Genomic DNA, 24348 nt, shown 5'->3' with positions numbered 1-24348 from the left:
CGCGGCTTTTGGTGTATCGACCTCGTGATGGGCCCCTGCCTGCGCAGGGGCACGCGCGAGATTTAGCTACTCATAATCGTCATACGCCATGTTGTCGTCGGCGAGGTCGCTGAACTTCGTCGTCTTCGCCTCGAAGTGCATGCGGATCTTGCCGGTCGAACCGTGGCGCGATTTGGCGACGATCACTTCGGCCAGGCCGAAGACGCGCTCCATTTCGGCGGCCCATTCCTCGTGCTGGGCGTGAATCTTGACGTCGTCGCCCTCGATCGGTCGCTTGGGCTCGCGCGCCGCGACATAATAATCTTCGCGGAACACGAACAACACCATGTCGGCGTCCTGCTCGATCGACCCCGATTCGCGCAGGTCGGACAGCTGCGGGCGCTTGTCCTCGCGGCTTTCGACCTGGCGGCTGAGCTGCGACAGCGCCATCACCGGAACGTTAAGTTCCTTCGCCAACGTCTTCAATCCGCGCGAAATTTCCGAAATTTCCTGAACCCGGTTGTCGCCGCTTTTCGACGATCCCTGCAGCAATTGCAGATAATCGACGACGACAAAACCAATGCCGTGCCGCCGCTGCAGGCGCCGCGCGCGGGTGCGCAGCCCGGCGATCGTCAGCCCCGGCGTGTCGTCGATGAACAGCGGCAGCGTCTGCAACGCCTGCGCGGCGCGCGACAGCTGCTGGAACTGGTCCTTGCTGATCTTTCCCATGCGCAGCGCCTCGCCCGACACCCCCGACTGTTCGGCGAGCACGCGCGTCGCCAGCTGGTCGGCGGACATTTCGAGGCTGAAGAAGGCCACTTTCGCGCCCATATTCTTCTCGGGCGGGATGCCATCCTCTTCGTCGCGCCGAAAACGTTCGGCGGCGTTATACGCAATGTTGGTCGCGAGCGAGGTCTTGCCCATGCCGGGTCGTCCCGCCAGGATCATCAGGTCGCTGTTGTGCATGCCGCCGATCTTGGCGTTCATGCTGCCAATCCCGGTAGTGATCCCCGACAGATGCCCGCCCGAATTGAGCGCGCGCTCGGCCGCCTGCAGCGCGGTCAGGCTCGCGGCGCTGAAGCTCTTGACCGTCCCCATCTCGGCCTCGCCGCCCGCGACCCGGTACAGCGCGGTCTCGGCCTCTTCGATCTGCGCCTGCGGATCGACGCGCTCGCTGGTGTCGAGGGCATTTTCGACCAGCGTCCGCCCGACGCCCGCCAGTTCGCGGAGCAGCGCGAGGTCGAAAATCTGCCGCGCAAAATCGCGCGCGCCGATCAGCCCGGCGCCGCTGCCGGTCAGCTGCGCCAGATAGCCGGGTCCGCCGACCGCCTTCATCGCCTCATCGGCTTCGAAATAGGGCTTCAGCGTGACCGGGGTCGCGATGCTGTTGCGCTCGATCAGCGCCATCGCCTGACCGAATATGCGCCCGTGCAGCGGCTCGAAAAAATGGTCGGGGGTCAGCGCCACCGGCAGATCCTCGACGACTCGGTTGTCGATCAGAATCGCGCCGAGAAACGCGGCCTCGGCCTCGATATTGCGCGGCAATTGGCGTTCATCCCCGGTGGATGCCGGGGTGGCGAGGCGGACGACGTCTAACATGCTCGCGACAATGCGACGGCACGGCGGAACGCGCAACCGGGTTCCGAGGGTACCGGCCGCGCCGCCGGGGGCCGATCGGTGGATAAATGCGAAATCCTACCTAAATCCGTTCGTGTCGAGCGAAGTCGAGACACGTGAAGGCATGCGGGACTTGGAGGTGTCTCGACTTCGCTCGACACGAACGGGGAAAGGAGTGGGCGACTCGATGGCACGCCCCCTTGCCCTTCGCCCCGCGCCAAGTAGAAGCACAGGCAGCATGGCGGACGCAGACCCCTCGAACCAGCGCATCATCTCGGTCGAGCTCGATGAAGGCTCGATCGTCTGGCGCAACCCCGATGTCGAGCAGGAGCGCCGCGTCGCGATCTTCGACCTCATCGAAGACAACAAGTTCGTGCCGCAGCGCGGGCATCCCGACGGCTATGCCGGCCCCTACCGGCTGCGGCTGCGCGTCGAGGAGGGGCGGCTGATCTTCGAAATCAGCCGAGAGGACGGCTCGCCGCTCGAGGCGATCATCCTCGGCCTCGGGCGCTTTCGCCGCCCGATCCGCGACTATTTCGCGATCTGCGACAGCTATTACCAGGCGATCAAGACCTCGACCGCGCAGCAGATCGAGACCGTCGACATGGCGCGGCGCGGGCTGCACAATGAAGCCGCCGAGATGCTGATGGACCGGCTCGACGGCAAGATCGCGGTCGATTTCGACACCGCGCGGCGGCTGTTCACGCTGATCTGCGTGCTGCACATCAAGGGTTAGCGATGCAGTCGGGGGCAACCAGCAAGCGGAACAGGACGCCAGCGGGCGCAGCCCCCGGCTGGCAGGCGGCGATCGTGCGCGCGCTGCGGCGCCTCGCCGCCGGCCTGCTGCTCTTGCTGCTCGCGGCGGGGCTGGCGCTGTGGTGGGCGGCGCGCTGGACGCCGAAGCGCGAGCTGTTCCCGATCCAGGGGGTGACGATCGACGCCGGCAACGGCACCGTGCAATGGGGCTCGATCAAGGCGGCGGGCGCCGATTTCGCCTATGTCACCGCGACGATCGGCGTCGATGGCATCGACCCGATGTTCGCGCGCAACCTCGACGGTGCGCGCGAGGCGGGGATTCAGGCGGGCGCGGTCCACCGCTACAGCCTGTGCCAGCTCGCCACCGACCAGGCCGCGAACTTCATCCGCCACGTGCCGCGCCGCGCCGACGCCTTGCCCGCGGTGGTGTGGCTCGATTACGACGACCGCTGCCCCGACCGGCCGACGCGCGCGCTGCTCCTGTCCGAACTCGCGACCTTCCTCGCGCAGATCGAGGCGCATATGGGCAAGCGCAGCCTGATCGCGCCCGGCCCGGCGTTCGAGGCCGATTATCAGGTGACGCGGGGCATCGCGCGGACGATCTGGCTGCGCCGCGATTTCTTCGAGCCCGACTATGGCGCCCACCCGTGGACGATGTGGCAGGCCAATGACTATGTCCGCCTGTCGGGCGCCGACGGCACCGTCGGCTGGAACGTCCTGCGCGGCGAAGGAGATACGCCATGACCGAGACCACCCGGATACGCGACGCGCTGATCGCCGCCGCCCGCGACGCCGCAACCCGCGCCTATGCCCCCTATTCGGGGTTCCACGTCGGCGCCGCGCTGCTGCTCAAGAACGGCGACGTCGTCACCGGCGCCAATGTCGAGAACGCCAGCTATGGCCTGACGCTGTGCGCCGAGACCGCGGCGGTGGCCAAGATCGCCAACGAAGGCTGGATCGGCGAGCTTGCCGCGGTCGCGATCATCGGCGGGCGGCCCGACGGCGACGCGCTCATCGGCAGCGATCCGGTCAACCCGTGCGGCCGCTGCCGCCAGGTATTGAACGAAGCCGCCGAACGCTCGCAAACCGACATTCTGGTCCACTGCGCGTCGGGCGACGGCACGGCGGTGATGACCTACCGGCTCAGCGACCTGCTCCCCGCCGCCTTCGGCCCCAAGGATCTGGGATTGATCGGCGACTGACGGCTTGCGCAAAACGCGGCGCGCCGACAAGACAGCGCCATGGCCATTCTTTCCGACCGCTGGATTCGCGACGCCGCCCGGACGCAGGGCATGATCGAACCGTTCGTCGAGGCGCAGCGCCGCGACGGCTGCATCAGCTACGGTCTCTCGTCCTACGGCTATGACGCCCGCGTCGCGCCCGAGTTCAAGATTTTCACCAACGTCGATTCGACCATCGTCGATCCCAAGGACTTCAATCCGAAGAATTTCGTCGACCGCGAAACCGACGTCTGCATCATCCCGCCGAACAGCTTCGCGCTCGCCCGCACCGTCGAATATTTCCGCATTCCCCGCGACGTGCTGGTGATCTGCCTCGGCAAATCGACCTATGCGCGCTGCGGCATCATCGTCAACGTCACCCCGCTCGAACCCGGCTGGGAAGGCCATGTGACGCTGGAGTTTTCGAACACCACCCCCCTGCCCGCCAAGATTTACGCCAATGAGGGCGCGTGCCAGTTCCTGTTCCTCCAGGGCAACGAGCCGTGCGAGATCAGCTACGCCGACCGCGCCGGCAAATATATGGGGCAAAAGGGCGTCACCCTGCCCAAGCTGTAGCGCGGAACCTCCCCCGCTCCCGCGCGTCCTATCGGCACAAGCGGCGGGGGCATCGTTTGGAGGATTCTTTCATGTCGATGATCGCTGTCTTTATCGGGCGCCTGTTCATTTCGCTGATTTTCATCGTGTCGGGGATCAACAAGCTGATCCACGTCAACGACACCAACGCGATGATCACCGCGACCGGGCTGCCCGCCGGCCTCGCCATTCCGACCGGGCTGTTCGAGCTGATCGCCGGCGTGTGCATCGCGCTCGGCATCGCGGTCCGGCTGTGGTCGGTGCTGCTCGCCGGTTTCGTGCTCGCCACCATCCTGTTCTTCCACCGCGAGTTCACCGACCCGGTGCAGGCCATGGCGGCGATGAAGAATCTCGCGATCGCCGGCGGGCTGCTGTGCCTGTTCGGTTACGGCCACACCCGCTGGAGCTATGACGCGCTGCGCCAGCGCCGCCGCGACGAGCTTGCTACCCGCGACGCCCAGCTGCGCGCCACCGAAGCCGAAGTCCGCGCCGCGCGCGCCGAGGGCCGCGCCGAAGTCGCGGTCGGCGAACCGGTGGTGACCCAGAAGCGGCCGTTCTGGCGCCGCTGAACCGCGACGCGCCGACGCGCCATCGCTTCGCGCTTGGCATCGCCGCTGCGCTGCGCTAGCCTCCCTTTACGTTTACGTAAGGGGAGGCTTTCATGGCTGGCCGCGAGTTCGACATCATCATCTATGGCGCCACCGGCTTCACCGGCCGGCTCGTCGCCGAGTATCTGACGCAGCATTATGCCGGCCGCGCCGACGCCCCGAGCTGGGCGATGGCGGGACGCAGCGCCGCCAAGCTGGCCGAGGTCCGCGATCTGATCGGCGCGCCAAAGGACACCCCGCTTATCGTCGCCGACGCCGCCGATCCCGCCAGCCTCGACGCGATGGCGGCGCGCACCACCGTCGTGCTCACCACCGTCGGCCCGTACCAGCTCTATGGCAACGAACTCGTCGCGGCGTGCGTCAAGGCCGGCACCGCCTATGCCGATCTGTGCGGCGAACCCGGCTGGATGCGCGAGATGATCGACACCCACGAAAGCGCTGCCAAGGCCGCCGGCGCGCGCATCACCTTCTCGTGCGGCTTCGATTCGATCCCGTTCGATCTCGGCGTCCTGTTCCTGCAGGCCGAGGCGGTCCGCCGCCACGGCAAGCCCGCGCCGCGCGTCAAGGGCCGGGTGCGCAAGATGGCGGGCGGCGCGTCGGGCGGCACCATCGCCAGCCTGACCGAAACGATGAAGGCGATCGCCCGCAAACCCTCGCTCGCGCTGCTGCTCAAATCCTCCTTCGCGCTCACCCCCGGCTTCGAAGGTCCGCACCAGCCGACCGGCCTCATGCCCGAATATGACAGCGCCACCGGCACCTGGACGGCACCCTTCGTGATGGCGGCGATCAACACCAAGAATGTCCACCGCACCAATTTCCTGCTCGGCCACGCGTGGGGCGCCGACCTGGTGTATGACGAGATGGTGATGACGACGATCGGCGACGCCGGCAAGGCGATGGCCGAAGCGATGGCGAAGGCGAACCCGTTCGGCGATTCGAAGCTCAAGCCCGGCGAAGGGCCGAGCGCCGAAGAGCGCGAGAACGGCTTTTACGACATCCTGTTCGTCGGCGAATACCCCGACGGCACCGTCGTCCGCGCCAGCGTCCAGGGCGACCGCGACCCCGGCTACGGCTCGACGTCGAAGATGCTCGCCGAAACCGGCATGGCGCTGCTCGCGAACACGGGCGGCGGCGGCGTCTGGACCCCGGGCGCGCTGCTCGGCGACGCGCTGATCACGCGGCTCACCCAGCATGCCGGGCTGACCTTCCAGATCGAGGACTAATCTCTCCTCCGTTCGTGCTGAGCTTGTCGAAGCACTTTTCTTCCTTTCTCTGCCGGAAGAAGAAAGAACAGCCCCCTTCGACTGACTTGTCAGTCGCTCAGGACAGGCTTCGACAAGCTCAGGGCGAACGGTTTTGTTGGATCGAATGAAGAGAACAATAGCCAAATGACCGCTCAAACCTCCCCTAGCGCGCTCGACACGCTGCTCGCCACGCTGCGCACCGAAGACGGCGTGGCAAAGGCGCATATCGATGCCGGCTGGATGCAGGGCCGCACCGCCTATGGCGGGATCAGCTCGGCGATCGCACTCGCCGGGACGATGGCGCTCCACCCGACCGCAACGCCGCTGCGCTACGCCCAGATCAGCTTCGTCGGCCCGGTCGGCGGCGACTGCACCGTCGACACCCGCGTGCTGCGCCAGTCGAAATCCAGCCTGTTCGTCGACGCCGGCGTGTCGAGCGACATGGGCTTCGGCACCGCCGCGGTGTTTGCCTTCACCGGCGAACGGACCAGCCATCTCGACCACAACCGGCTGACGATGCCCGACTGCCCGGCGCCCGAAACGCTCGCCCCGGTGCCCGATCATCATGCCCGGCCGTCGTTCGTCCGCCATTTCGACATGCGCCCAACCACCGGCCCGCGTTTCGCATGGAAAAGCGAGGTCGGCGAATATCTGACCTGGGTGCGTTTCGTCGAAGAACCCGCCTGCCACCCCGCGGTCGCGCTGCTCGCGATGGGCGACGCACTGCCCCCCGCGGCGATGGCGCTGTTCACCGAGTTCGGCCCGATCAGCTCGATGAACTGGACGGTCAACATGCTCACCGGCGATCCCAAAACCGACGACGGCTGGTGGCTGCTCGCGGCGAAAACCGGCTACGCCCGCGGCGGCTTTTCGGTGCAGGACATGATGATGTGGAACCGCGCCGGCGAACCGGTCCTCAGCGGCAGCCAGGGGATCGCGATCTACGCCTGATCGCGGCAGCGCAGCAACGCGGCGAGCGACGGCTCGCCGCCCCACCGCTCACCTCTTGCACCGCTTTCCGTTTACGTTAAGGTCAGTTTCAAACTGCTACCGGAGAGTGATTCATGGCCCTGCCCCCGATTTTCGACCGCCTGCGCCTGCCCGTCATCGGCTCGCCCCTGTTCATCATCTCGGGGCCTGAACTCGTCATCGCGCAGTGCAAGGCGGGGATCGTCGGCAGTTTCCCGGCGCTCAATGCGCGGCCGCAGTCGCTGCTCGACGAATGGTTGCACCGGATCACCGAGGAACTGGCGGCGTGGGACCGCGACAATCCCGATCGCCTGTCGGCGCCCTATGCGGTCAACCAGATCGTTCATAAATCGAACGACCGGCTCGAACAGGATATTGCCACCTGCGCCAAGTGGAAGGTGCCGATCACCATCACCTCGCTCGGCGCGCGCGAAGAACTCAACCAGGCGGTGCACAGCTGGGGCGGCATCACCCTCCACGACGTCATCGACGACCGGTTCGCGCGCAAGGCGGTCGAAAAAGGCGCCGACGGCCTGATCCCCGTCGCCGCGGGCGCCGGCGGCCACGCCGGCCGCCAGTCGCCCTTCGCGCTGGTGCAGGAAATCCGCGAATGGTTCGACGGCCCGGTCGCGCTGTCGGGGGCGATCGGCCACGGCCGCTCGGTACTTGCCGCGCAGGCGTGCGGCGCCGACCTCGCCTATATCGGCAGCGCCTTCATCGCCACCGCCGAAGCCAATGCCGACGAGGGATACAAGAACGGCATCGTCGAGGGACGCGCCGCCGACATCGTCTATTCGAACCTGTTCACCGGGGTGCACGGCAATTACCTTCGCCAGTCGATCGTCGCCGCAGGCATGGACCCCGAAAACCTGCCCGAAGGCGACCTCAAGACGATGAACTTCGGCTCCGGCGGCAACACCAAGGTCAAGGCGTGGAAAGACATCTGGGGCTCGGGCCAGGGCATCGGCCCGGTGACCGCCGTGCGCCCGGTCGCCGACTTCGTCGCCGAGCTCGAAGCGCAATATCTTGCGGCCCGCCGCGAACTCGAGGCGAAGGTCCGGCTATAGCGCCAACGCGCCCGATCGATCAGATCGCGACCTGACTGCCCAGTTCTACGACGCGGTTCGTCGGCAGGCGGAAATATTCCATCGCGCTTTCCGAATTGCGCAGCATCCACGCGAACAGCTTTTCGCGCCAGATCGGCATTCCCGGCTTGCTCGCCGCGATCAGCGTCTGGCGCGACAGGAAGAAGCTGGTCTCGATCATCTTGAACTCGCCGCCGCAGCTCGTCACGCGTTTCAGCGCGTCGGGCACGTCGACCGGCTGCATGAAACCGTAATTCAGGATCAGGCGGTGGAACCCCTGCCCCAGATCCTCGAGCGCGCAGTGATTTTCCTCGCGCACGAACGGCACGTCGGCGACCTTGATCGTCAGCAGGATGATCCGTTCGTGCAGCACCTTGTTGTGCTTGAGATTGTGGAGCAGCGCGTGCGGCACCCCGTCGGCCGACGAGGTCATGAACACCGCGGTGCCCGGCACCCGCGTCGCGCTGTTCGCCGCCGATTTGACGAACACCGGGATCGGCATCGCGCCCTCGGCCATTTCCTGCTGCATCAGCTTGCGCCCGCGCGACCACGTGGTCAGCATGGTGAAGATGATCAGGCCGATCGCCAGCGGCACCCAGCCACCGTCTGGCACCTTGATCAGGTTCGCGCCGAAATAGGCGATATCGACGATGAAGAACACCGCGAGCACCGGCAGCGCCTTCCACGCCGGCCACTTCCAAAGCGTGAAGAGCACCACGCTGAGCAGGCAGGTGTCGATGAACATCGCGCCGGTCACCGCGATACCATAGGCGGCGGCGAGGTTGCTCGACGAGCCGAAGAACAGCACCAGGATGATCACCATCGTCATCAGGAACCAGTTGACCACCGGGATATAGATCTGCCCCGCCGCCGACGCGCTGGTATGCTCGACGCGCAGGCGCGGGATGAAGCCGAGCTGGATCGCCTGCTGGGTCAGCGAGAAGGCGCCCGAAATCACCGCCTGGCTGGCGATGATCGTCGCCAGCAGCGCCAGGATGACCACCGGCACCTCCAGATATTGCGGCATCATCTGGAAAAACGGGTCGGAGATCAGGTCGGCGCGCGGCCCCGCCTCGGCGGCCAGCACCATCGCCCCCTGCCCCATGTAATTGAGCATCAGCGCCGGCAAGACGAAGGTCAGCCAGCTCATCCCGATCGGCCCGCGCCCGAAATGCCCCATGTCGGCGTACAACGCCTCCGCGCCGGTCACCGCGAGCACCACCGCGCCCAGCGCGATGAACGCGGTGAACCCGTCGACATAGAAGAACCTGAGCGCATTCAGTGGATTGATCGTCTCGACGATGATCCACGGATTGTCGGCGATGTGCATGATCCCCAGCCCCGCGAGGGTGAAGAAATACAGCAGCATGATCGGCCCGAACAGCGCCCCGACCTTCGCCGTCCCGCGCGACTGGATCGCGAACAGCCCGATCAGGATCGTCAGCGCGATCGGCACGATATAGGGGCCGAAGCCCGGATCGATATAGCGCAGCCCCTCGGTCGCCGACAGCACCGACATTGCCGGGGTGATCATGCTGTCGCCATAAAAGAGCGCGGTCGCGAACACCCCGAGCAGGATGATCGGCCACGTCCAGCGCTTCTCCCCCGACGAGCGGCTGATCAGCGCCAGCAACGCCAGGCTCCCCCCCTCGCCCTTGTTGTCGGCCTTCATGATCGTCAGCACATATTTGAAGGTGACGACCAGCATCATCGACCAGAACACCAGGCTCAGCACGCCATAGATGTGCAGCCGGTCGGGCTCGATCGGATGGTGCCCGGCAAAGGTTTCGCGAAATGCATAGAGCGGGCTGGTGCCGATGTCGCCGAACACGACGCCGACCGCGCCGACGGCGAGCTTCAGCTTGCCGTCGCTATGGTGGCCGGGGCCGTAATGGCCGGTGTTGGCGGCAGGGACGGCGACGCCAGAAGCATCGCCGGCCGCCGGTGGCGACTCAGCAGTCATCGCGCGCCTTTAAACGAGTGCACGCCATGCGAACAGCACCCAAATCACGGAGCCTCCGGGGTCGCCGGGGGCAGTTGCGAGCCGAGCGCCTGGCGCAATTGCGCGAGCCGCATCTCGAGGTCGCCGCGCCACGGCGCGTCGGCCGGGCTGCGCGCCAGCAATTCGCTCCACACCGCCTCGGCCCCTTTCAGGTCGCCGCCCTGCGCCAGCGCCAGCCCCGCGAAAAAGGGCGGCGCGGGATGCGTCGGATCGCGCTTCGCCGCCTCGTCGAACGCCAGCGCCGCCGCGGGCGACATCACGCCGCCGCCATGCGCGACCAGCGCATTGCCCAGCCCGACCCACAGGTCGACATTGTCGGGATAGCGCGCCAGCCCCTGTTGCAGGGTCTGCGCGGCAAATTCGGTCTTCCCCGTCCGCGCAAAGCCGTCGGACATCCCCAGCCACTGCGCCGCGGGGCCGAAGCGGTCGGCCATGCCCTGGCGCTGGTCGGCGATCGCGTCGCCAAAGCCTTCGGGCTCGGCGGGCGCCGCAACCGGCTTGCCGGGCAGCGCCGGGCTGCCCTGCAACGCATAGCCCGCCAGCCCCAGCATCACCGCCGCCCCGGCCAGCGGCCGCGCCGCGGCGGGCAGCCGGCCCAGCCAGACCATTCCGGCGACCGTCAGCGCCGCCGCCAGCATCACCCACAGCCAGATCATGCGCCCTCCTCCGCCTCGGCCCCGCCGCGGCGAAAGCGCCCGAACGCCAGCCAGCCGCCGACGGCCAGGAACAGCAACGGCCCCAGCCACAGAAATGCCGTCGCGGCGTCGAGCGGCGGGTCGTACGTCACCCAATTGCCATAGCGCGCGACGAGCCAGCGGCGGATCGCGTCGGGGCTTTCGCCGGCGGCGATCTTGCTGCGCACCTCGTGGCGCATGTCGCCCGCCAGCGGCGCGTCGGAATCGGCGATCGACTGGCCCTGACAGACCAGGCAACGCAGTTCCGCCATCAGCGTCTTCGCCGCGGCTTCCTTGGCCGGGTCATTGAGCTGCTGATAGGCATAGGGTGCCGGCGGCAGCCGGTCCTGCGCGGCGGCGGGCAATGAGAGCGCAAGGAACAGGACGGCGAGCCCGAAGACCACCGTGCCCCTGCGCAAGCAGGGGCCCATCACCAAACCGTAGAACGTCCAGCCGCCGGCCGTATCGACCCGCGAAAACCGGTGATGGGCCCCTGCCTGCGCAAGGGCACGAATGGTTTCGAGCCGCAAACTCACTTCATCGCCTCGATCTTCGCGACGATCTCGGGCACCTGTTCGGCCAGGATCACGCCCTGGATCTGCTCGCGGATCACGCCCTTGCCGTCGATCAGAAAGGTTTCGGGCACCCCCGAAGAGCCGAGCGCGATCTGGACGCTGCTCTGCATGTCGGCACCGATACGGTCGAACGGATTGCCATATTCGCGCAGGAACATCGCGACATCCTCGGGCCGGTCGCGGATCGCGATGCCGTCGATCGGCACCCCGGCGGCTTTCAGCGCCTCCAGCTGCGGCGCCTCGGCGCGGCACGGGATGCACCAGCTGGCGAAGACATTGACCAGCCGCGGCCGCCCGTCGGCAAGCTCGCTGCTCTTCAGCCCCGGCACCCCCGCGGTCGCCGGCGGCAGGTCGAACAACGGCATCGGCTTGTCGATCCATTGCGACTGGATCAGCGTCTCGGCGGGCACCGTCAGCCGATAGATGAATGCGCCGAACAGCAATCCCATGATTGCCAGCGGCACGAACAGGACCCAGCGGTTTTTCATGGCGCGAAACGCTCCTGTGCCTTGCGGTGGCGGCGCGAGCGCCAGATGGCGAGCAACTGCGCGCGGCCGAGCATCGACAGCGTCGCCCCGAACGCGATCAACCCGCCGCCGAGCCATATCCACCACACCAGCGGTTTCCACCACAGCCGCAACTGATATCGATCGGCGCGGCCGTCCTCGCCGGTCACCGGCTGGCCCAGCACGACATAAAGCTGCCCGCCCGGCCGCGTCAGCAACGCCGCTTCGTTGGTTTCGGTCGGCGCGGTGCCCATCAGGCCCGGAAACATGCGCGATTCAGGCTTCATCACATGCGTCCCGCCGCCCGGCGCCGTCGCCACCAGCGTGCCTTCGATCGCGGTAAAATTGGGTCCGGCGACGGGCTTCACCCCCGCGAATCGCACCGAATAACCGCCGACCTCGACGACGTCGCCCGGCGCCGCGGCGACCAGCCGTTCCTTGATGAAGGCGCTTTCGGCGCCCATCCCGGCCAGGCATACCGCGACCCCGAAATGCGCGGTCACCATGCCCCACGTCGTCAGCGGGGTGCGGCGAAGGTTGCGGCCCCATAAGGGCGCGATGCTCGCCACCGCGACGATGCCCGCCACCGTCATGCCCAGCAAAGGCAGGATCGCGACCTTGCCGCCGAACAGGATCAGCGCGAACAGCACCGCCGCGCCCGCGAACATCGCGGGCGGCAGGCGCGACCACAGTTTCTTGCCGTCGTCCTTGCGCCACGCCAGCAGCGGCCCCGCGACCATGACCAGGCACAGGATCAGCGCCAGCGGCCCCGCGACCTTGTTGTAATAGGGCGGCCCGACCGAAATCTTCTCCCCCATCGCCTCGGCGACGATCGGATACAGCGTGCCGAGCAGCACCAGCGCGAGGATCGTCGTCAGCAGCAGATTGTTGATCACCAGCGCGCCCTCGCGGCTCAGCAGCGCGAATTTCTTGCCCTCGGCGACCGCCCCGGCGCGCAGCGCGAACAGCGTCAGCGCGCCGCCGATATAGATTGCCATCAGCACCAGCAGAAAGGTCCCGCGCTCGGGATCGACGGCAAAGCTGTGGACGCTGGTCAGCAGCCCCGAACGGACGATGAAGGTGCCGACCATCGACATCGAAAAGCCGATCACCGCCAGCATCACCGTCCACGCGCGCAGCGCGTTGCGCGTCGCGGTCACCGCCACCGAATGGAGCAGCGCCGCTCCGGCAAGCCACGGCACCAGCGACACATTCTCGACCGGGTCCCAGAACCACCAGCCGCCCCAGCCAAGCTCGTAATAGGCCCAGTAACTGCCCGCGGTGATGCCCAGCGTCAGGAAAATCCAGCTGCCCAGCACCCATGGCCGCATCGCGCGCGCGAACGCCGGCCCGACCTCGCGCGTCACCAGCGCCCCGACCGCAAAGCTGAATGCGACCGACAGCCCGACATAACCGACGTAAAGCGTCGGCGGGTGGAAGGCGAGCCCGATGTCCTGCAGCAGCGGGTTCAGCCCCTGCCCGTCGGGCGGCGCCACCGGCAGGCGGCTGAACGGGTTCGACGAAAAGATCAGAAAGGCGAAAAAGCCCAGGCCGAGCGCCGCCTGCGCAGCCAACGTCGCGATCAGCGTGTCCTCGCGCAGCCGCTTTTCGAACAGGGCGATCAGCGCCCCCGACAGCGACAGGATCGTCAGCCACAGCAGCATCGACCCTTCGTGATTGCCCCACGTCCCGGCGATCTTGAAGATCATCGGTTTCAGGCTGTTGCTGTTGCGCGCGACCAGTTCGACCGACATGTCCGATCGCACGAACAGCGCGATCAGCAGGCCGAACGCCGCCGCGGTCAGCACCCCCTGCGCCACGCTCGCCGGACGGACGAGCGCCGCAAGTTCGGCCTTGCCGCTGCGCAGGAACAGCACCCCGGCGACCAGCGACAGGCACGCCAGCGCCGCCGCGATCCACAGCAGGGCCAGACCAAATTCGGCGATCATGGAAAAATCTCGTCGTCCCAGCGAAAGCTGGGACCGCTCGCGGCCCGATCCAGCGTCGCTGCGTGAACCGCGAGCGATCCCGGCTTTCGTCGGGATGACGGGGTTACGGATGACGGGGTTGCGGCAGACCTCATACCTTCGGCGCCATCTTCGCCACACCCTCGGGCATCTCGCCCATTTGCGGCGGCATATAGCGCTCGTCGTGCTTCGCCAAAATCCGGTCGGCGACGAAGGTCCCGTCGGCGCGCATCCGCCCGTCGGCGACCATGCCGCTTTCCTCGCCGAACAGGTCGGGGACGATGCCGGTATATTCGACCGGCAGCGACGCCTTGCCGTCGGTCGCCACGAAACGGATCGTCAGGCCATCCGGCTGGCGCGCAATGCTGCCCGCCGCCACCATGCCGCCCAGCCGCATCGGCTCGCCAACGACCGCCTTGCCGTCCTTGATTTCGACGGGGGTACGAAAATAGGCCGCTTCGTCGCGCAGCGCGCTCGCGCCGAGCACCCCGGCACCGGCAATCCCGACCACCGCCAACGCCGCCAAAACCAGCCGTTGATGCTTCGCCTTCATGGCTGATCCTCCCGCGGCGTCTCGCCGCGCCGATCGCCGGCGCGCAGCGCGTCGCTGCGGCGTTCGGCTTTCGCCATCGCGCGCCAGCTCGCCCACAGCACCGCGCCGGTCAGCAGCGCGGTCAGCGCATAGGCCGCCGCGACATAGGCCCACTGCCCGCCGCCCGAAATTACCCCCGCCATGCGTCTATTGTCCCTCATCGTCGGCCAGCCGCCGCAGCCGTGCCGCGACGCGGTTGTCGGCGATGATCCGCCGCATCCGCATCAGCACGATGGCCCCGAATAGCAGCGAAAAACCCAGCACGGTCAAGCCCAGCGGCCACAGCAGCGCATTGTCGATGCTCGATCCGCGCAACGTGATGCTCGGTCCCTGGTGCAGGCTGTTCCACCACACGACGCTGCGGTTGATGATCGGGATGTTGATCGCCCCGACCAGCGCATAGATCGCCGCGCCGCGCGACAGCGAACCGCCGCCGCGCCGCTCACCGTCGCCATTGGTCAGCGCGATGAAGCCCGCATACAGGAACAGCAGGACCAGCATCGACGTCATCCGTCCATCCCACTCCCACCAGGTCCCCCACGTCGGCTTGCCCCAGATCGACCCGGTCGCCAGGCACAATGCGGTGAACAGCATCCCCGGCACCGCGATCGCGCGCGCCGCGATCCCCGACAGCGGATGGCGCCAGACCAGCTGGATCAACCCGGCCAGCGCCAGCGAGGTCCAGCCGCCCATGCCCAGCCACGCGGCCGGCACATGCACATACAGGATGCGCGCGGTCTCGCCCTGCTTGTAATCGCCCGGCACTTGGCTCAGCCCCGCCCACGCCCCGACGAGCACGAACGCCAGCCCCAGCCCGAGCAGCCAAGGGGTCAGCGGTTTGGCGATCGCCAAGAAACGGGTCGGATTCGCATAAGCGTGCATCGGTTCGCGTCGTCTTTAGGTGAGGCCGATTTATCGGTCCAGTGAATTGCCCGGCGCGACCCGGCGGCGTTGCTGTCGCGCGACGGAGGCGGAAGGTCAAGCCCGACCCGTTTCGGACGGAAGTCAAAGAACCGCCCTCTATATTCCGTTCGTGTCGAGCGAAGTCGAGACACCTCGAAGGCAGGTGCGTCCAAGCGTGTCTCGACTTCGCTCGACACGAGCGGAAACAGGACAAGGCGACTAGCGGCCGAAGCTCACCCCTCGGGCCGCGTCCAGATCCACGTCCCCGTCACCCCCGCCACCAGGATCGGCACCATCATCCACGGCCATGGCGCGAACAGCAGCGCCAGCACGATGCTCAGCGCGAACATGATGCTCGCGGCGACCTTGCCCTTGCGGCTGATCGCGCCCTTTTCGCGCCATGCGGCGATATGCGGGCCAAAGGTCGCATGCCCCAGCAGCCACGCCTCCAGCCGCGGCGAGGAACGCGCGAAACAGAAGGCGGCGAGGATGACGAACGGCACCGTCGGCAGCAGCGGCAACACGACGCCGATCGCGCCAAGCGCGAGCGACAACCAGCCCGCGACGAAATAGAAATGCCGCTTCATTGGCGGTGGCTTAGCGGAAATCGGAAACCGCGCCAGCCAACAATATCGTCGCCCCCGCGCAGGCGGGGGCCGCTGGCCGCCTTGCTCAGCGGCGCTGTGCAAACCGATTGCGGCCCCCGCCTTCGCGGGGGCGACGCTTGTGTTTACCCCCGCCCGATCAGCTTCTGCGCCATCCGGTCGGCAACCACCGACGCCGGCGTGCCGGTCGCCTTGCTGTCGGCCCAGATTTCGGCGAGGCGGCCGGGGATCAGGTGGATGCGGCTCTCGACTTCGTCGCGGCTGCCCTGCCCCAGATATTCCAGCGCGACGTTGATGATGCCACCGGCGTTGATCACATAATCGGGGGCATAGACGATGCCGCGGTCGTGGATGCGCTGGCCGTCGGCCGCGGTCGACAGCTGGTTGTTCGCGCCGCCGGCGACGATCGGCACGCGCAGTTTCTCGATGCTCGCCTCGGTCAGGATCGCGCCCAGCGCATTGGGGCTCAGCACGTCGGCCTCGACCTCCATGATCGCCGCCGAATCGGCCAGGTCGGCGCCCAGTTCGTCGGCGAGTGCCTTGGCGCGCGCCAGATTGACGTCGGCGAGCGTCAGCTTCGCGCCTTCGGCTGCCAGCCGCCGCGCGACCCCGCCGCCGACGCTGCCGACGCCCTGGATTGCGATCCGCACGCCCTTCGCGTCGTCGGTGCCCAGCCCCTCGCGGATCGCCGCCTTGATGCCGAGATAGACGCCGAGCGCGGTGAGCGGGCCGGGGTCGCCGCCCGCTTCGCCGCTCGCCACCGGCAGCCCGCTGACATGTTTGGTGTGCTTGGCGATCTCGACCATGTCGGCGTCGGTGATCCCGACATCCTCGGCGGTCACGTAAGCCCCGCCGAGCGATTCGACCGCGCGGCCGAACGCCGCGAGCAGTTCGGGGGTCTTCGCCGCGCCGTCATCGGCCAGGATGACGCCCTTGCCGCCGCCCATCGGCAGCCCCGCCATCGCATTTTTGTAACTCATGCCGCGCGACAGGCGCAGCGCGTCGACGATCGCCGCCGAACGCTGAGGATAATGCCAGTACCGCACGCCGCCGGCGCCGGGGCCGAGGTGGGTCGAATGCACCGCGATCACCGCGGTCAGCCCGCTGGCGCGGTCGCGGAACATGTGGACATGCTCGTGATCGTCGAAATCGGCGAAATCCCAGACAGCGGCCATGGCTCAATCCTCACGTTAATTTATTACGCTCGGGCGTAATAATCTAATGGCGGCACCGAGTCACGCGCAAAGGCGCGATATGGGCGAAGATTGAAAAAATGGGGCGACCAACGGGGCTCGAACCCGCGACCTCCGGTACCACAAACCGGCGCTCTAACCAACTGAGCTATGGTCGCCGCACGCCGGGCGAAACCGCCTGCGACAGCGCGCGGCGATAGGCGCGCATCCCCCCGCTCGTCAAGCATTGTTCGCGTCGGCAATGCCGCTTAAAAGCCCCGCATGACCGACCGCATCGTCGATATGGCCACATCGGGCGCCGACCGCACCGCCGCGCGGCTCGCCGCCGTCCCCGGCATCCGGCGGGCGCCGACCGCGAAGCTCGAGCAGTTCATGCTCGCCGGTTTCCTCAATCCCGATACCTGCACCGCGCTGATCGAACGGATCGACCGCGACGTCCGTCCCTCGACGATCGCCGATCCCAACGGCGACACCGCCTTCCGCACCAGCACCACCTGCGACCTCGACCACCGCGACCCGGTGGTGCGCGCAGTCAACGACCGGCTCCACACGCTGACCGGCATCGCGCCCAAATATGGCGAGCCGCTGCAGGGGCAGCGCTACGATGTCGGGCAGGAGTTCAAGGCGCACACCGACTTCTTCGACCCGCGCGGATCGGACTGGGAAACCTATTGCGCGATCCCCGGCCAGCGCAGCTGGACGCTGATGATCTATCTGAACGCGCCCCCCGCCGGCGGCGCGACGCGCTTTCTGGCGACCGGCAAGATGCACCAGCCCGAGGTGGGCAAGCTGCTCGCCTGGAACAATGTCCGCCCCGACGGCACCACCAACCCCGACACGCTCCATCACGGGATGAAGGTGCGCAAAGGCCGCAAATATATCATCACCAAATGGTTTCGCGAACGCCCGTGGCCATGGGCGGATGGGGAGCTGGGCTAAGCAAGCCCGGAAAGTTCACGACCCTGAAACCCAAAATCCGTTCGTGTCGAGTGAAGTCGAGACACCCCGAAGGCATGCGCCACGCCGATAGGTGTCTCGACTTCGCTCGACACGAACGGGAAATGGAGAGCGAGCCGAAGCCCGCTCCCCGATCAATTCACCGCACCAACCGATACTGGAAACTCAGCGTCAGCGTGTTGGCGACCTGTCCCGGCTCGACCGGGGTCGATTTCGCGGCATCCATCGCCTGCAACCGCACCATCGGCATCGGCGGCTGCGGCCCGCCAAAGCTGCCCTCGCCGATCGACACCAGTTCAGCGCTGCGGAAACCCGCGAGCCGCGCATAATCAGCGGCCTTTGCCTCGGCGGCCTTGATCGCCGCGCCGCGGGCGCCGACCAGCTGCGCGTCGGCGTCCTTCATGCCTAACCACGGCCCCTCGATATTGGTGCCGCCCGCGGCGACCAGCGCGTCGAGCAACGGGCCGATATCGTCGATCTTCGCGGTCGTCGCGCGCACCGTGTTGCTCACCTGGTAGCCGATGAAGCGCGGCGGCTGGCCGTTGCCCTGATTGTTGTAATCATATTGCGGCGACAGGTTGATGCCGCTGGTCTGGATATCCTCGGCCTTGATCCCGCGCGCTTTCGCGGCGGCGATCAGCTTGTCCATCGCCGCGGCATTGGCGCGCATCGCGGCGACCGCGGTCGGCGCGGTCGTCGTCACGCCGGCGCCCACGGTCGCTTGGTCGGGACGCGAGCGCACCTCTTCGCTGACCGAAAAGCTCAGGATCGGCCCCTGGGTCGTCGCATTGGTCACCGTCGATCCTCCCTGCTGCGCGATGGCCGGCACGGCTGCCACAAGGGCAATAGCGGACGCCATAGCGGTGAGCATTTGCTTCGTCATTTCATTCTCCTGTCGGCCGGGCCCCGGCCAGTTCCGATTTCCAGCCCGTAACGCAGACGGACCGAACCCGTTCCGGCCTTTGCCCGCGCCGCGCTTGCGCCGGGCTGAACGAGCCGCTAGCGCGCCGTTCATCATGGCCGCACCGATCTTATCATACGAAGGCCTTGGCCTTGTGCAGGGCAGCGGCTGGCTGTTCCAGGACCTAGACATCTATGTCGGCGAACGCGACCGACTGGCGTTGATCGGCCGCAACGGCGCGGGCAAGACGACCTTGCTCAAACTGCTCGCGGGACAAATCGACGCCGACAAGGGCAAGCGCGTCATCGTGCCCGGCACCCATGTCGTGATGCTCGAACAGGAACCCGATTTTTCGCGCTTCGACACCCTGATGGACTTCGCCGTCGCCGCCCCCGACGCCCCCGAAGAATTTGAGGTCGCCGCAATCGCCGACCAGCTCGGCATCGACATGTCGCGCGCGGCCGCCAGCGCCTCGGGCGGCGAGCGCCGCCGCGCCGCGCTCGCGCGCGCCCTCGCGCAGAACCCCGACGTGCTGCTGCTCGACGAGCCGACCAACCATCTCGACCTCGCGGCGATCGACTGGCTCGAAAGCTGGCTCGCGCGCTACACCGGGGCGTTTGTGGCGATCAGCCACGACCGCACCTTCCTCACCCGCCTCACCCGCCAGACCCTGTGGCTCGACCGCGGCAGCATCCGCCGCAAGGAAATCGGCTTCGGCGGGTTCGAGGAATGGAGCGACGCGATCGCCGCCGAGGAAGCGCGCGCCGCCCAGCGGCTCGATTCGAAACTGCGGCTCGAAGCACACTGGCTCGAACGCGGCGTCACCGCGCGCCGCAAGCGCAATCAGGGCCGCCTAGAAAAGCTCAAGGAAATGCGCGCCACCCGCGCCGCAATGATCGGCGGACCCGGCGTCGCCCGGCTCGGCCTCGCCAACGACGACGTCCGCTCGAAATCGGTGATTGTCGCCGAGCATGTCTCGAAAAGCTTCGGCGACCGCGTCATCATCAAGGATTTCGATTTCCGCGTCCAGCGCGGCGACCGTATCGGCATCGTCGGCGCCAATGGCGCCGGCAAATCGACCCTGCTCAAGCTGCTGACCGGCGAAATTCTGCCCGACAGCGGCAAGATCATCCTCGCCCCGACGCTCGACGGCATTATCATCGACCAGCAGCGCAGCCTGATGTCGCCCGACAAGACCGTCCGCGACATCCTCGCCGACGGCGGCGACTGGGTCGAGGTGCGCGGGGTGAAGAAACATATCCAGGGCTATCTCAAGGAATTCCTTTTCGACCCCGGCGTCGTGGAGGCGAGCGTCGGCGCGCTGTCGGGCGGCGAACGCTCGCGCCTGCTGCTAGCACGCGAATTTGCTCGCGAATCGAACCTGCTCGTGCTCGACGAGCCGACCAACGACCTCGATCTCGAAACGCTCGACCTGCTCCAGGAAGTCATCGCCGACTATGCCGGCACCGTGCTGCTGGTCAGCCACGACCGCGACTTCCTCGACCGCACCGTCACCGTGACGCTCGGCCTCGACGGATCGGGCAAGGTCGATATCGTCGCCGGCGGCTATGCCGACTGGGAAGCGAAGCGGGTCAAGCCGAACAGCGTCAAGGCCAAGGCCGCGACCGCTGCACCGCCACCCCCACCGACCGCGCGCAAAAAGCTCAGCTACAAGGATCAGCGCGACTATGACCTGCTCCCCGACCGCATCGAGCAAATCGAAGCCGACATGCGAGGGATCGAAACCGAACTGTCCGACGGTGCCTTGTTCACGCGCGACAATGCACGATTCAACGCGCTGACGGCGCGGCTCGTCAGCTTGCGCGACGAAAAGGCCGCGGCCGAAGATCGCTGGCTGGCGTTGGCCGAGGCGGTCGAAGCGCTCTAGTCGGACCCCCGGTCCGGCGCAAAGGCGCAGCCCGCCTTCGCTATTCCTGCTTCCGCAGAGACGAAGGCCTAATTCTGGCTGCTGGTGCCGACCGTCGCGACGACGGGTTTCGGGGCGAGCGCTTCGGCGGCGACGACGCGTTTCGCGTCGCTCGACTGGATCGTCTTTTCCAGCGCCGCGACCTGCGGACATTTTTCAGCGCACACCCGCTGCGCCTCAGCCAGCTTTTCGCGCGCCAGTGCGAGCGCGCCCTTGTCGGCGAGCGCTTCGCCCTGCCCGGTCAGCGCGATGACGTCATTGGGTTCGAGCAGCAGCGCTTCGCGATACAGGCCGATCGCCTTGCCCGGCAGACCCTGCGCGCGGGCGACCTGCGCCAGCGCGATGATTGCCGAGCGATTGCGCGGATCGGCGGCGAGCGCCGATTCATAATAGTCGATCGCGCCGTTCAGATCGCCGGCGCCCTGCGCCTCTTGCCCCGCGGCCTGGAGCGCAATCGAGCGCGGAAATATGTCGTTGTCGGCCCGCTGCGCATCCGACGCCGTCGGCAGGCTGGCAAGGATCAGACCGGCGCCGAGGGCCAGGAAACTGACGCGCATCGCATTCTCCCATCGCTTCATTCGCCGCGATGCTAACATGGGCGCGAGAGCCGCGCGAGGAAAAATCCGTCGCACCCGTCATGGCCCGGGGTCAGCAGGAATCCGCCCCCCGCCGCGCGGCCAATGCCGGCCGGCAGGATATCGCCATCGGCCGTCCAGCCGGGATGCCGGTTCAAGAAATCGTCCACCTGGGCCCGCCCCTCGCGCGCGATGATCGAGCAGACGGCATAGACGAGTTTACCGCCCGGCACCACCAGATCGGCACCAAGGTCCAGCAGCTTCGCCTGATCGGCGACGTGGCGGTCGAGCCGCGCCGGGGTCAGCCGCCAGCGCAGTTCGGGGCTGCGCCGCCACGTGCCGCTGCCCGAACAGGGGGCGTCGACGATGACGCGGTCGGCCTTGCCGATATGATCGGCGAGCATCGCGGCTTCCTGACCCGGATTGAGCAGCAGCGCTTCGATGCGCGTTGCCCCGCCGCGATGGGCGCGAGGCGCCAGTTGCTGGAGCCGCGCGCGGTTGGTGTCGCACGCCAGGATGGCGGCCTCGTCGCCGGTCGCCGACGCAATCGCGAGCGTCTTGCCGCCGGCGCCGGCGCACAGGTCGACGACCGTGTGGCCCACCTCGGCACCGAGCGCGATGGCGGCATATTGGCTTGCCGCGTCCTGCACCTCGAACTGGCCTTCGGCATAGGCGGGGTTCTGGACCGCCGCGGTCGCGCCGGCCAAGCGCCAGCCGTCGGCAAGGCCGGTGATCGCGTCGCCCTCGGGAAAGATCGTCGCCAGTTCGTCGCGGCTGGAACGCAGCCGGTTGGCGCGCAGGTCGAGCGGGGCGCGGGCGAGCATCGCCGCATGCTCGGCCTTGCCGACGAGCGGATCGAACAGTTTGAGCAACGCGGTGGAGGCGATACCGGTGTCGGCGCGCGGTTCTTCGGCGGCGATGACGGCGGGGCCGTAAGCGGCGCCGTCGAACAAGGCCGCGAGATCGGGGTCGGCGTCGGCGAGCGCAAGCATTGCGGCGCGGCCCGACGGCGGCGCGGCGCGCACCGCGCGGATCGCGGCATAGACATGATCGCGGATCGCGCGGCGGTCCTTCGACCCCGCATAGCGGCGCGCGCGCATCGCCTCGGCAAAGATCGCGTCGGCGGGCGGCCCGCCGTCGCGCGCCGAGCGGGCGATGGCGTCGAGGATTTCGATGGCGGTTTGAACGCGTGCAGCGGGGGTCATAATCTGTCTTTACCTCGTCATTGCGAGCGGAGCGAGGCAATCCAGAGCGGATTACGCGACTCTGGATTGCTTCGCTCCGCTCGCAATGACGAAGCGAATTAGGTCACCCGACCGGATAATTCGGCGCCTCGCGGGTGATCGCGACGTCATGGACATGGCTTTCGCGCAGGCCCGCGTTGGTGATGCGGACGAATTTCGCGCGGTCGCGCAAATCCTTCAGCGTGCGGCTGCCGGTATAACCCATCGCGGCCTTCACGCCGCCGACGAGCTGGTGGATGACATCCTTCGCGGGGCCCTTGAACGGCACCTGACCCTCGATGCCTTCGGGGACCAGCTTCATCTGGTCCTTGATGTCCTGCTGGAAATAACGATCGGCGCTGCCGCGCGCCATCGCGCCGACGCTGCCCATGCCGCGATAGCTTTTATAGGTGCGGCCCTGGAACAGGAAGGTCTCGCCAGGCGCCTCGGCAGTGCCCGCGAGCAGCGAGCCGACCATCACGCACGACGCGCCCGCCGCCAGCGCTTTGGCGATGTCGCCCGAGGTGCGCAGCCCGCCATCGGCAATGACCGGCACGCCCAGCTTCGCCGCTGCTTCGACGCTGTCGAGGATCGCCGTCAGCTGCGGCACGCCGACCCCGGCGACCACCCGCGTCGTACAGATCGATCCCGGACCGATGCCGACCTTCACCCCGTCGGCGCCGGCGTCGATCAGCGCGCGGGTCGCATCGCCGGTCGCGACATTGCCCGCCAGCACCTGGACGCGGTTCGACAGTTTCTTGATCTTCTCGACCGTCTGGCCGACCATCTTGCTGTGGCCGTGCGCGGTGTCGACGACGATCAGGTCGCATTCGGCGTCGAGCAGCGCCTCGGCGCGTTCGACGCCGCTGTCGCCGGTGTTGGTCGCCGCGGCGACGCGCAAGCGACCGCCCTCATCCTTTGTCGCGTCCGGGAAATTGACCGCCTTTTCCATGTCCTTGACGGTGATCAGCCCGATGCAGTGGTAATCGTCGTCGACGACGAGCAATTTCTCGATCCGGCGCTGGTGAAGCAATTTGCGCGCCTCGTCCTGCCCGACGCCGGGGCGCACCGTGGCGAGGTTTTCGGCGGTCATCAGCTCGCGCACCGGCTGCCCCGGATTGTCGGCGAAGCGCACATCGCGGTGGGTCAGGATGCCGACCAGTCGGCCGCCGGGCTCGACAACCGGAATCCCCGAAATCTTGTGCTGGTCCATCAGCGCGATGGCGTACGACAGCGGCGCATCGGGAGTGATGGTGATCGGGTTGACGATCATCCCGCTTTCGAAGCGCTTGACCTGGCGCACAGCGGCGGCCTGATCCTCGACGGTCAGGTTGCGATGGAGAACCCCGATGCCGCCAATCTGCGCCATCAAAATCGCCATGTCGGCTTCGGTCACAGTGTCCATGGCCGACGACAGGATCGGGATGTTCAGCCCGATGTCGCGCGTCAGTTGCGTCGACAGAATGGCGTCGCTCGGCAGGATGTCGGAGGGGCCGGGCACCAGCAGCACATCGTCGAAGGTCAGACCGGTGAAGATTTCCATGCGAGCCACTTTCTGGTGCGGGCGGCGCCTGCCCCACACGCGGGGGCGGCACACGCGATTCGTTCGGTGGCGGCCCATGTAACCAGTCGGCGGCGCACGCGCCAGTGGGGGCAGGAAAGATATTCCGGGGCGG

At 67.3% G+C, this 24348-nt stretch carries 25 protein-coding genes and 1 tRNA gene; 10 read left to right on the top strand and 16 right to left on the bottom strand.

The window, feature by feature from the left end; all coding sequences use genetic code 11:
* Positions 1 to 66: 66 nt before the first annotated feature.
* The gene (locus HEQ22_RS05950; RefSeq protein ID WP_432770276.1) at positions 67 to 1578 is read right to left on the bottom strand and encodes a replicative DNA helicase; all 1512 of its coding nucleotides are present in this window, start codon (positions 1576 to 1578) and stop codon (positions 67 to 69) included.
* Between the two features lie 256 nt (positions 1579 to 1834).
* On the opposite strand from HEQ22_RS05950, the gene HEQ22_RS05945 reads away from it, so the two are divergent.
* The 8 genes from HEQ22_RS05945 to HEQ22_RS05910 all read left to right on the top strand — a co-directional run bounded on the left by HEQ22_RS05945 (position 1835) and on the right by HEQ22_RS05910 (position 8054).
* Positions 1835 to 2332, top strand: a complete 498-nt coding sequence (locus HEQ22_RS05945) for a UPF0262 family protein (protein WP_432770275.1) — start codon at positions 1835 to 1837, stop codon at positions 2330 to 2332.
* A 2-nt stretch (positions 2333 to 2334) separates the two neighbouring features.
* Positions 2335 to 3096, top strand: coding sequence for a glycoside hydrolase family 25 protein (locus HEQ22_RS05940; RefSeq protein ID WP_432770274.1), 762 nt, complete (start codon positions 2335 to 2337; stop codon positions 3094 to 3096).
* Positions 3093 to 3554, top strand: a complete 462-nt coding sequence (locus tag HEQ22_RS05935) for a cytidine deaminase (protein ID WP_432770273.1) — start codon at positions 3093 to 3095, stop codon at positions 3552 to 3554. Before HEQ22_RS05940 ends, HEQ22_RS05935 begins: the two co-directional genes overlap by 4 nt.
* A gap of 39 nt (positions 3555 to 3593) precedes the next feature.
* On the top strand, positions 3594 to 4148 hold the full coding sequence (gene dcd / locus HEQ22_RS05930) for a dCTP deaminase (protein WP_432770272.1): 555 nt from the start codon (positions 3594 to 3596) through the stop codon (positions 4146 to 4148).
* A 71-nt stretch (positions 4149 to 4219) separates the two neighbouring features.
* On the top strand, positions 4220 to 4735 hold the full coding sequence (locus tag HEQ22_RS05925) for a DoxX family protein (protein ID WP_432770271.1): 516 nt from the start codon (positions 4220 to 4222) through the stop codon (positions 4733 to 4735).
* A gap of 92 nt (positions 4736 to 4827) precedes the next feature.
* Positions 4828 to 5997 (top strand): saccharopine dehydrogenase family protein, encoded by a 1170-nt coding sequence (locus HEQ22_RS05920; RefSeq protein WP_432770270.1) that lies wholly within the window; start codon positions 4828 to 4830, stop codon positions 5995 to 5997.
* 165 nt (positions 5998 to 6162) lie between these two features.
* Positions 6163 to 6969, top strand: a complete 807-nt coding sequence (locus HEQ22_RS05915; RefSeq protein ID WP_432770269.1) for an acyl-CoA thioesterase — start codon at positions 6163 to 6165, stop codon at positions 6967 to 6969.
* Between the two features lie 113 nt (positions 6970 to 7082).
* Entirely contained in the window at positions 7083 to 8054 is a 972-nt protein-coding gene (locus tag HEQ22_RS05910) for an NAD(P)H-dependent flavin oxidoreductase (protein WP_432770268.1), read from the top strand.
* Positions 8055 to 8073: 19 nt separating this feature from the next.
* Here HEQ22_RS05910 and HEQ22_RS05905 read toward each other — a convergent pair whose 3' ends face one another.
* The 11 genes from HEQ22_RS05905 to HEQ22_RS05855 form a co-directional block, all read right to left on the bottom strand.
* Entirely contained in the window at positions 8074 to 10035 is a 1962-nt protein-coding gene (locus tag HEQ22_RS05905) for a potassium transporter Kup (RefSeq protein WP_432770267.1), read from the bottom strand.
* Positions 10036 to 10079: 44 nt separating this feature from the next.
* On the bottom strand, positions 10080 to 10730 hold the full coding sequence (locus HEQ22_RS05900; RefSeq protein ID WP_432770266.1) for a tetratricopeptide repeat protein: 651 nt from the start codon (positions 10728 to 10730) through the stop codon (positions 10080 to 10082).
* Positions 10727 to 11179 carry a cytochrome c-type biogenesis protein gene (locus HEQ22_RS05895; protein WP_432770822.1) on the bottom strand — a complete coding sequence of 151 codons (453 nt, stop codon included), beginning with the start codon at positions 11177 to 11179 and terminating at the stop codon, positions 10727 to 10729. Before HEQ22_RS05895 ends, HEQ22_RS05900 begins: the two co-directional genes overlap by 4 nt.
* Positions 11180 to 11280: 101 nt before the next feature.
* Complete coding sequence (locus HEQ22_RS05890; protein WP_432770265.1) at positions 11281 to 11811, bottom strand: DsbE family thiol:disulfide interchange protein; 531 nt, start codon at positions 11809 to 11811, stop codon at positions 11281 to 11283.
* Positions 11808 to 13778, bottom strand: coding sequence for a heme lyase CcmF/NrfE family subunit (locus tag HEQ22_RS05885; protein WP_432770264.1), 1971 nt, complete (start codon positions 13776 to 13778; stop codon positions 11808 to 11810). The genes HEQ22_RS05890 and HEQ22_RS05885 overlap by 4 nt, the downstream gene beginning before the upstream one ends.
* Positions 13779 to 13908: 130 nt before the next feature.
* The gene (gene ccmE / locus HEQ22_RS05880; RefSeq protein WP_432770263.1) at positions 13909 to 14349 is read right to left on the bottom strand and encodes a cytochrome c maturation protein CcmE; all 441 of its coding nucleotides are present in this window, start codon (positions 14347 to 14349) and stop codon (positions 13909 to 13911) included.
* A complete protein-coding gene (locus tag HEQ22_RS05875; RefSeq protein WP_432770262.1) occupies positions 14346 to 14531 on the bottom strand; it encodes a hypothetical protein in 186 nt (61 codons plus the stop codon). Before HEQ22_RS05875 ends, ccmE begins: the two co-directional genes overlap by 4 nt.
* A gap of 4 nt (positions 14532 to 14535) precedes the next feature.
* Positions 14536 to 15270, bottom strand: coding sequence for a heme ABC transporter permease CcmC (gene ccmC / locus HEQ22_RS05870; RefSeq protein WP_432770261.1), 735 nt, complete (start codon positions 15268 to 15270; stop codon positions 14536 to 14538).
* 254 nt (positions 15271 to 15524) lie between these two features.
* On the bottom strand, positions 15525 to 15878 hold the full coding sequence (locus HEQ22_RS05865) for a YbaN family protein (protein WP_432770260.1): 354 nt from the start codon (positions 15876 to 15878) through the stop codon (positions 15525 to 15527).
* A gap of 143 nt (positions 15879 to 16021) precedes the next feature.
* Positions 16022 to 17071 carry a Glu/Leu/Phe/Val family dehydrogenase gene (locus HEQ22_RS05860; protein WP_432770259.1) on the bottom strand — a complete coding sequence of 350 codons (1050 nt, stop codon included), beginning with the start codon at positions 17069 to 17071 and terminating at the stop codon, positions 16022 to 16024.
* 99 nt (positions 17072 to 17170) lie between these two features.
* Positions 17171 to 17247, bottom strand: a tRNA-His gene (locus HEQ22_RS05855).
* Positions 17248 to 17350: 103 nt separating this feature from the next.
* On the opposite strand from HEQ22_RS05855, the gene HEQ22_RS05850 reads away from it, so the two are divergent.
* Positions 17351 to 18028, top strand: coding sequence for a prolyl hydroxylase family protein (locus HEQ22_RS05850; RefSeq protein WP_432770258.1), 678 nt, complete (start codon positions 17351 to 17353; stop codon positions 18026 to 18028).
* Positions 18029 to 18185: 157 nt separating this feature from the next.
* Here HEQ22_RS05850 and HEQ22_RS05845 read toward each other — a convergent pair whose 3' ends face one another.
* A complete protein-coding gene (locus HEQ22_RS05845; RefSeq protein WP_432770257.1) occupies positions 18186 to 18929 on the bottom strand; it encodes an SIMPL domain-containing protein in 744 nt (247 codons plus the stop codon).
* A gap of 133 nt (positions 18930 to 19062) precedes the next feature.
* Here HEQ22_RS05845 and HEQ22_RS05840 point away from each other — a divergent pair, with 133 nt between their 5' ends.
* On the top strand, positions 19063 to 20835 hold the full coding sequence (locus HEQ22_RS05840) for an ABC-F family ATP-binding cassette domain-containing protein (protein WP_432770256.1): 1773 nt from the start codon (positions 19063 to 19065) through the stop codon (positions 20833 to 20835).
* Between the two features lie 68 nt (positions 20836 to 20903).
* Here HEQ22_RS05840 and HEQ22_RS05835 read toward each other — a convergent pair whose 3' ends face one another.
* The 3 genes from HEQ22_RS05835 to guaB all read right to left on the bottom strand — a co-directional run bounded on the left by HEQ22_RS05835 (position 20904) and on the right by guaB (position 24215).
* On the bottom strand, positions 20904 to 21431 hold the full coding sequence (locus HEQ22_RS05835; protein ID WP_432770255.1) for a tetratricopeptide repeat protein: 528 nt from the start codon (positions 21429 to 21431) through the stop codon (positions 20904 to 20906).
* A gap of 32 nt (positions 21432 to 21463) precedes the next feature.
* Entirely contained in the window at positions 21464 to 22654 is a 1191-nt protein-coding gene (locus HEQ22_RS05830) for an RsmB/NOP family class I SAM-dependent RNA methyltransferase (RefSeq protein ID WP_432770254.1), read from the bottom strand.
* Between the two features lie 103 nt (positions 22655 to 22757).
* Entirely contained in the window at positions 22758 to 24215 is a 1458-nt protein-coding gene (guaB, locus tag HEQ22_RS05825) for an IMP dehydrogenase (protein WP_432770253.1), read from the bottom strand.
* Positions 24216 to 24348 lie beyond the last annotated feature (133 nt).

This window comes from Sphingopyxis sp. (assembly GCF_050916055.1).
Lineage (GTDB): Bacteria > Pseudomonadota > Alphaproteobacteria > Sphingomonadales > Sphingomonadaceae > Sphingopyxis.
This window is presented reverse-complemented; position numbering and strand designations above follow the sequence as displayed.